Below are 7,801 nucleotides of genomic sequence, written 5' to 3'. Positions count from 1 at the left end.
TCTTCGCCGTCTCTCAGAGGCGACTTTATTAATATAACATTCTATCAAGATGAAGTCAACAACTTTTTTCTTGAATGTTATTTCTCAACCGCGCTGTTTCAGCGGCGAATACAAATATAACACCTTTTAAAAGAAGAAACAAGTATTTTTTCTAAATAATTTATTTTTCCTGATCTCTTCCTATATATTCATACAAAAAGGGCTTAACTCCGTAATTCACTATTGTTGATCCTGTAGGTCTTTAGTATATTTATAATAGATTGAAACTAAATAACCGCAGGGGGAGCTTTGTGCTGAGAGTGAACAATTCGTTGTTCTGACCCTTTGAACCTGTCAGTTAATACTGAAGTAGGAATGTGGAATCACTTGCATACATGCATTGTATTCAAGCCGATATGTTTTTCTATGAATCACATACTCATCCTGACATGGTCTCTCCTTGCACAATTCGTGAAAAGGGGATTTTTTTATGCAGCAATCAAATCAATTAGTACGACTGATGGAGATCGCCATCATGACTTCTCTTGCACTTGTTTTAGATTATTTATCGGGTCTCTTTTTAAGAATGCCGAACGGCGGGTCAATTGCACTGATCATGATTCCTGTCATTCTCATGTCCATTAGATGGGGCGTGTCTGCTGGATTTATCATCGGTGTGTTAATCGCAGGACTGCAGCTGATGAACAATCCTATTATCGCAACACCTGTACAAGGATTTCTCGATTACTTTGTCGCATCTGTTGTGATTTGTTTAAGCGGGCTATTCTCAGTATCAATCAAAAAAGCCATTCAGGATAAAAAGCGAAAGAAACAATTCTTCTATATTATCCTAGCTGTATTTGTCGCCAGTTTCTTCAGACTGCTGACGTTCTTTATTTCAGGCGTTGTTTTCTTTTCTCATTATGCACCAAAAGGAACGCCGGGATGGGTGTATTCATTAGTTTATAACAGCACATATATGGTTCCTTCATTCATCATTTGTAGTATTGTTCTTTGTTTACTCATCCCTAGTGCGTCTCGTTTGGTTTTTCCTCGACAAAAATAACCCGGCTGCTTCAGCGGGTTATTTTTATATGCATAATTTGAAGCTCTATTGAATCTATTAATAGTAGAAGATTTCATGCTGGAGGTACGACAATGAATCCTTACTCCATTATGCTGTGCTGTTACATTCTCAGTCTCGCCTACTTTTTGGCAAGTTTCTATGAGGCACTAAAAATAGCAGGTGTGAAAGGAAAAGTAGAGGCTTCTCCTTTTATATCTTATATTTTGCTCGCCACACTTTTTACTTTTTTCTCTCATTATTACTGGAAGCTGACGATATAATCTGTTGAACATGAGCACTTAGTACAGACAGCTCCCATCCATACCCTATTTCCTCATGTTTCTCACCAGCCAGCTCGAACTGGCTGGTGACGGCAAAACTAGGTTGAAGCTTTTGATAAAATTGCTTCGCTGAATTTTGCTCAAATACCCAGAGCAGCATATTCTGAAAGCCTTTCTCTATTAAATAATCCACGCCTTTTGCAATCAAAGCCATACCCGCTCCTGATTTCTGCTTTTTCTGCAACAAATAGATGGCATAAAGCTCACCATCATATATTGGATATCTCTCATCACGCTGTTTTCCGAAGGAAGCAAAACCAAATACTCCGTCAGTATCCTCTGCGACAAATGTGCCTTCAAGTGATCTGCTTCTCCAGCTCTCTTCCCGCTCCTCTACATTTAAAGCCTCTAAATACTCTTGTGAAATGATGCCGTGATAAGTCGTTTGCCAGCTCTCCACATGAATTTGCGCGATTTTAGGAATATCGTTATGTACTGCATGTCTAACCTTCATCTGCACACCCCTTCTAACCATTTTCTACTCTATGTTTCATATAATAAGTTTCTATTTTATAAAATTCAATCTTTAATGGATATCCGTTGACATTTTGTCAACACCCCTATATATTGGGTACGACTTCTTCTATTGAAGAGTTGAACTTTATAAAAAGGGTGAAGAAAGAGATGGAATTTAAAACAACTGAGCTTCGGCAGTTCTTAAAAGAACAACTGCAAATACGTTCTCTTTCATTAAGAGAACTTAGTACGCAAACAGAAATTGATAAAGCCACACTTTCTAGAATCATGAATGGAAAAAGAAAACCAACTTTGAACCATTTACAACGGCTTTCAGATGCTCTACACATTTCTTTAGATCATCTATTGGTCACGGCTGGGTTTTCAATTAAAAACGAGAAAGTTCACGGTGATACGTTCATTCAAGCAGTAGAAGAGATTGAGCGAACGCTGAAAGATCATAATGTCTATGACGGGACGTTCAGCGAGAATGAATTGAAACAGAAGTTAAATGAATATGAGACCTATAGTCAATCAGACGATGGAAAAGAAACAATCTCAGCAAAGTTTGAAAAAAAGATGGACACGATAAACGGCGTTGGGCCATTTCTTGATCAATTGAAAAGCATGTACAGCTCATTCATGAGCGGACGGGGTACTTCTCGCGAATTGATGTTGATGGGAGGCGCATTACTTTACTTCATTATGCCCGTTGATTTAATACCAGATTATATTTTTCCGATCGGCTATATTGATGACGCTGCTGCGGTGCAGGTCGTATTAAACCAGCTGACAAATAGGTCATAGCAGGTGGCAGAGACATGAAAAAACAGAACAGCATTGACTTAGTCCTATTATTCACTGTCATTTGCTTCTTTGTGATCAGCCTGCTGGCTGTGTATAGCGGATCGGGACAGTATGAAACGCAAGATATGTTTTATTTCGTCAAAAGACAAGTTTTCTGGTATATCGTCGGTTTTGGCCTCATGGCGGCAGTTGCTTACTTTGATTATGAACTGCTTGAGCGTTTATCTTTTCGATTATTTGCAGGTGGTCTCTTCCTGATCATTCTCGTACATTTTTTTGGAACGAATCAAAATGGCTCCCAGAGATGGATCAGTTTGGGGCCCATGAAAGTACAGCCATCAGAATTTATGAAAATTTTTGTCATTCTTCTGTTAGCGGCTATTTTAAATCGATACAAACATCAGCGTTTTACATTTAAAGAAAGCATGGTTCCCACAATAAAAATCGTATGCTGGACCGCTGTTCCTTTTTTCCTGATTTTAATTCAACCAGATTTAGGGACGGCACTTGTGATCTTGTCGATTGCTTTTACACTGATGCTTGTGTCAGGAATTTCAAGTAAGATGATTGCTGCATTCATCGCTTCTTTTCTCGCGCTTCTTGCATTTTTGACTTACTTGCACAACGAACATTTTGAGCACTTTACAAAAGTGATTAAACCTCATCAGCTTGATCGCATTTATGGATGGCTCTCTCCTGATGAATTTGATTCGACATATGGATATCAACTGAAACAAGCGATGCTTGGCATTGGGTCAGGACAATTATCAGGCAGCGGGTATACAAAAGGAAATCAAGTACAAGGGGGAAATATCCCTGAAGCCCATACAGATTTTATATTTGCAGTTATTGGTGAAGAGTTTGGTTTTATCGGTGCCTCGCTATTGATCTGTTTATATCTTATGATGGTCTATCGAATAATACATGTGGCTATGCATGCGAATACCCTTTATGGGCTTTATATATGTGCTGGCGTGGTTGGGCTGATCGTCTTTCAAGTCTTCCAAAACGTCGGGATGACAGTAGGCCTAATGCCCGTGACTGGTCTTGCCCTTCCATTTATCAGCTATGGGGGCAGTGCGCTTTTAACCAATATGATGGCCGTTGGCCTTGTGTTTAGTGTCAATCTGAGGTCCTCATCCTACATGTTTGGACGAAGCTGGGATTGAAGGTGATGTCATTGATTTTTTCTCACCTAAAAAAAATCGACCTCATGCTTGCTGGGACGATTGTTTGTCTTTGTTTATTTGGATTACTTATGGTGTACAGTGCGAGTTATCCTTTGGGCGAAATAAAATATGGACAGGGCAGCTACTTCTTCATGAAACAATGGCAATGGCTTTTGATTGGGTTCTTCTTTTTCATCGCGGCGGCCCTGGTTCCATATCAAGCTTACCGTAAATGGATTCGGTGGCTTGTTATGCTGTCATTGTTATGTCTCTTCCTTGTCCTGCTTCCAGGAATCGGAGTTGTCAAAAACAATTCACAGCGGTGGATTCAATTTGGTTCTCTGATCATCCAGCCCTCTGAGGCTGTGAAATTAGTGATGATCATCTACTTCGCCTATATATATGCAAGGAAACAAGCTTACATCACATCATTTAAAAAAGGAGTACTGCCTCCACTTATTCTTTTAAGTCTAGCTTTTTTATTGATTTTAAAACAGCCTGATTTAGGCACGGCAGTTTCTATTTTATTGAGCTGCGGTATCGTGTTATTGTGCGCTGGGCTTAAAACACGCCATCTCGTTCTATTAGGTTCGACGGCTGCGGCAGGAATCACTTTTTTTGCTGTGACAGCTCCTTATCGTTTAAAGCGGCTCACTTCTTTTCGTGATCCTTTCCTGTATGAGGATGGAGATGGTTATCAGCTGATCCATTCCTATCTCGCCATGGATTCAGGAGGATTGACCGGGAATGGTTTAGGCGGAAGCATTCAAAAACTAGGGTTTCTTCCTGAAGCCCATACAGATTTTATTATGGCCATCATCAGTGAAGAGCTAGGAATCATGGGGCTGTTGTTTGTGATGGGTGCCTACATTCTCATCATGTATCGCGCTGTTCGAATCGTACAAGCTTTACAAGATCCATTTGGAAAGCTATTAACAATCGGGCTTACTTTTCAAATCATGATCCAAGCAGTCTTTAATCTAGGAGCTGTCTTCGGGCTTCTCCCCATTACAGGCATACCTCTTCCCTTTATTAGCTACGGCGGGTCTTCATTGGTGTTCATGATGATATCAGCAGGCATTCTTGTGAATCTTTCTTCATCTATCAAAAGACAACGGCATGTGCCCCAAATAAAATAGACACCTTCTATCAGAAGGTGTCTTTTGATTTTATTCTTCTATTTGACGATCAGCGATTTCTTTTTTTCTTGGCTGTTTGATTTCATTGGTCAGTTCTTGGATGCTTTGTTTCACATTGCCTTTGCCAGAGAAATTCTCAATAATTTCTTTGACATCAATCCCAGAGGAAGCTTTTAGACTTTCTTGAAGACTGGACATAAGGTTTGTCGCATAGCCGGTCACTTTATTGGCACCGCTGCCTTCGCCGTTACCGCCCGTATCCACAACAGTAATTTTATCAATGTTAGAAAGTGGTGCAGATACTTGCTTCGCATATTCAGGTAACATTTTCACAATCATATCAAGAATCGCTGCCTGACCATACTGTTCGAATGCTTCCGCAATTTTCTCTTTTGCTTCCGCTTCCGCAAGTCCTTTCAGTCTAATGACTTCTGCTTCTGTTTCCCCTTTTGCACGATCAGCTTCTGCTTTGGCAAGCCCATCAATACGGACTTTCTCAGCTTCTGCTTTGGCCATTGCTTCAATGCTGTATTTCTTCGCATCTGCTTCAGCAAGACGTTTCGCTTTTTCCGCCGCAGCTGACTGCTCAACAGCATAACGGTCCGCATCTGCTTTCTTTTTCACTTCAGAATCGTATTGACGTTCACGACGCTGAATCTCTTTTTCTTCTAATTCAATTTGTTTCTGACGTTCGATGATTTTGACTTGCATTTCTTGTTCAGTTACGTGCTGGCGGTTACGAGCTGTTTCTAGATCGTACGCTTGGTCAGCACTTGCTTTCGCCGTATCCTGTTCACGTCTGAATTCTGCTCTTTTCAGCTCATTAATCTTTTCTGCTTCAGCGATTTCAGTAGCACGCTCAAGCTCAGATTTCTTCGCATCTTTGTCTGCTTCGGCACGTTTGATACGTGTTTCTTTATCTGCTTCAGCTGTTGCAATATCAGCATCACGTTTTACTTGGGCAATTCTTGGTTTACCTAGCGATTCTAAATAGCCATTTTTATCACGAACATCTTTAATCGTAAATGATACAATGACAAGACCCATTTTCGCTAAATCTTGAGAAGCGACACGTTGTACTTCTTGAGAAAATTTCTCTCTGTTTTTATAAATCTCTTCAACTGTCATTGATCCTAAGATTGAACGAAGGTGGCCTTCTAATACTTCTCTCGCTTCGTTTTCGCGGTCTTCTTTTGTTTTCCCTAAAAATTGCTCTGCAGCAGTCGCGATTTCTTCAATCGATCCGCCAATTTTAATGATGGCTGTTCCATCCGCCATGACTGGTACACCTTGTTCGGTATAAACTTCAGGCGTTGAAACATCTAGCTTGCTAGATAGTAAGCTGAGCGGCTCTGCTTGTTGAAAGACTGGAAGTACAAAGGTACCGCCGCCTCTCACAATCTTAATCTTGTTTCCACCTTCATCCACGTGGACATTTTTACTTCCTAGGTAACTTCCTGTGACGATTAACGCTTCATCTGGACCTGCTGTCCGGTATTTAGAAACAAATACACCAATAAGTGCAATAAGAATCACAAGCACAATTCCAATGATAACTAAAATAGTTGTTCCTGGCATAGCATTCCCTCCTAGATTTCTTCATTTGGTATAACAGATAAGACGCCTTTATTCACTTCGACAACTAGCACACGGGTTCCATATGGAATCTCCTCTTGGTCGAAGCTGACAGCTGGCTTTGAGATTTTCCCGCTATTACTGATTAACAGCACTTCTCCAAACCCGTCTTTTGGAACAGATACAATGATCTCCCCAGTTCTTCCTTTTAAATCGGCCTCCGTATAAGAGAGAGATTCTTCAGCAGAGGAAAGCGGGACTAGTACAAATACATTCAAACAAGTCACAAGGATCACTGCGAGGATGGCAGATAATACTGCGCCAAGTCCACTTCCTACAATTGCTGTTTTTTCAGAGATAAACCCTCCAGCCGAGAAAAAGGTAAGAAATGCGAGGATCAATGTTGGTTGAAGGAATGGAACAGGGATCGCTTCAAACAATCCATCAAATACATCGCCGAAAAAGACGAAAACAAGTGTCAGGATTCCTGATATCATTAATATGTATAAATACAGCGTCTGAAGAGGCAGCCCGAACACATCCATCTTCCTCACCCTTTCTTCATGAAATGAACAGCTTTTGTTTCATTTAGACCACACTCACCTCCAATGTATTCCTTCTAACAGGTAATACGAACCACTTTTGTAAAGGTTTCATATTTCATCACAATTCTTCAAAGGGATTTTCGGATAGTTCAAGAATGATTGTCATGTACCATTATGTTAAAATTTGATCTTGAGGTGATGAAGAAAATGAGTTTATTACATGATGCAAGACAACAATTGTGGCACGAGCTGCAAGGTTTGAGTGAAGAACAATTGAATCAAAAATTATCTGATGATACTTGGAGTATTCAAGAAGTAACAGATCATTTAAAGAAAATGGACCTAGTTGCAGCCAAACATCTAGCTGCTGAGGGGAAAAAAGCACCGATCAAAGAATATGAACCAAAACCAGTGGAAATGGCAGAGAATCGTTCAAAAAAAGCCACTGCGCCTAGTATCGTTGCGCCTGAGCGCAAGCATGTAACACCTACACATTTAAAGGATGAGCTCGATACAGCACGTGAGAAGCTCAATCAAATTTTATCAACATTTACTGAGGAAGATTTCAAACGCGTCATTGCACACCCTGTGTTTGAAGAGCTATCCCTCAAGCAATATCTTGATTTTATCGGCGCACACGAAAAACGCCATATTCATCAAATCAAAGAAATTAAAGAGCAACTATAGACATAAAAAAGACTCCCTTATGGGAGCCTTTTTTCAT

8 protein-coding genes and 1 riboswitch are annotated in these 7,801 nt (G+C 40.3%); of the genes, 5 read left to right on the top strand and 3 right to left on the bottom strand.

Annotated features, from left to right (window positions below):
• The first annotated feature begins 269 nt into the window (after nucleotides 1–269).
• A riboswitch (TPP riboswitch) is annotated at nucleotides 270–372 on the top strand.
• 97 nt (nucleotides 373–469) lie between these two features.
• Nucleotides 470–1,045 carry an energy-coupled thiamine transporter ThiT gene (gene thiT, locus JVX94_RS19485; RefSeq protein ID WP_095409393.1) on the top strand — a complete coding sequence of 192 codons (576 nt, stop codon included), beginning with the start codon at nucleotides 470–472 and terminating at the stop codon, nucleotides 1,043–1,045.
• Nucleotides 1,046–1,285: 240 nt separating this feature from the next.
• On the opposite strand, the gene JVX94_RS19480 is transcribed toward thiT, so the two are convergent.
• Entirely contained in the window at nucleotides 1,286–1,840 is a 555-nt protein-coding gene (locus JVX94_RS19480; protein WP_095409394.1) for a GNAT family N-acetyltransferase, read from the bottom strand.
• 170 nt (nucleotides 1,841–2,010) lie between these two features.
• Between JVX94_RS19480 and JVX94_RS19475 the strand changes: the two genes are divergently transcribed.
• The 3 genes from JVX94_RS19475 to ftsW are packed head-to-tail and all read left to right on the top strand — an operon-like array spanning nucleotide 2,011 to nucleotide 4,957.
• Nucleotides 2,011–2,649, top strand: a complete 639-nt coding sequence (locus JVX94_RS19475; protein ID WP_111292998.1) for a DUF1232 domain-containing protein — start codon at nucleotides 2,011–2,013, stop codon at nucleotides 2,647–2,649.
• Nucleotides 2,650–2,663: 14 nt separating this feature from the next.
• Nucleotides 2,664–3,818 carry a rod shape-determining protein RodA gene (rodA, locus tag JVX94_RS19470; RefSeq protein WP_111292999.1) on the top strand — a complete coding sequence of 385 codons (1,155 nt, stop codon included), beginning with the start codon at nucleotides 2,664–2,666 and terminating at the stop codon, nucleotides 3,816–3,818.
• A 5-nt stretch (nucleotides 3,819–3,823) separates the two neighbouring features.
• On the top strand, nucleotides 3,824–4,957 hold the full coding sequence (gene ftsW, locus JVX94_RS19465; protein WP_481748186.1) for a putative lipid II flippase FtsW: 1,134 nt from the start codon (nucleotides 3,824–3,826) through the stop codon (nucleotides 4,955–4,957).
• Between the two features lie 30 nt (nucleotides 4,958–4,987).
• On the opposite strand, the gene JVX94_RS19460 is transcribed toward ftsW, so the two are convergent.
• Both JVX94_RS19460 and JVX94_RS19455 read right to left on the bottom strand, forming a co-directional pair.
• Entirely contained in the window at nucleotides 4,988–6,535 is a 1,548-nt protein-coding gene (locus JVX94_RS19460; RefSeq protein ID WP_024423234.1) for a flotillin lipid rafts scaffold protein FloT, read from the bottom strand.
• Between the two features lie 11 nt (nucleotides 6,536–6,546).
• Nucleotides 6,547–7,077, bottom strand: a complete 531-nt coding sequence (locus JVX94_RS19455; RefSeq protein WP_034284306.1) for an NfeD family membrane protein — start codon at nucleotides 7,075–7,077, stop codon at nucleotides 6,547–6,549.
• A gap of 207 nt (nucleotides 7,078–7,284) precedes the next feature.
• Here JVX94_RS19455 and JVX94_RS19450 point away from each other — a divergent pair, with 207 nt between their 5' ends.
• Nucleotides 7,285–7,764: a DinB family protein gene (locus JVX94_RS19450; RefSeq protein WP_205184172.1), complete on the top strand. Its 480-nt coding sequence runs from the start codon at nucleotides 7,285–7,287 to the stop codon at nucleotides 7,762–7,764.
• Nucleotides 7,765–7,801 lie beyond the last annotated feature (37 nt).

Source organism: Bacillus sp. PDNC022, from assembly GCF_016919285.1.
Classification (GTDB): Bacteria; Bacillota; Bacilli; order Bacillales; family Bacillaceae; genus Bacillus; species Bacillus safensis.
Note: the sequence above shows the minus strand (reverse complement) of the source record. Positions and strands in the feature narration are given on the sequence as shown.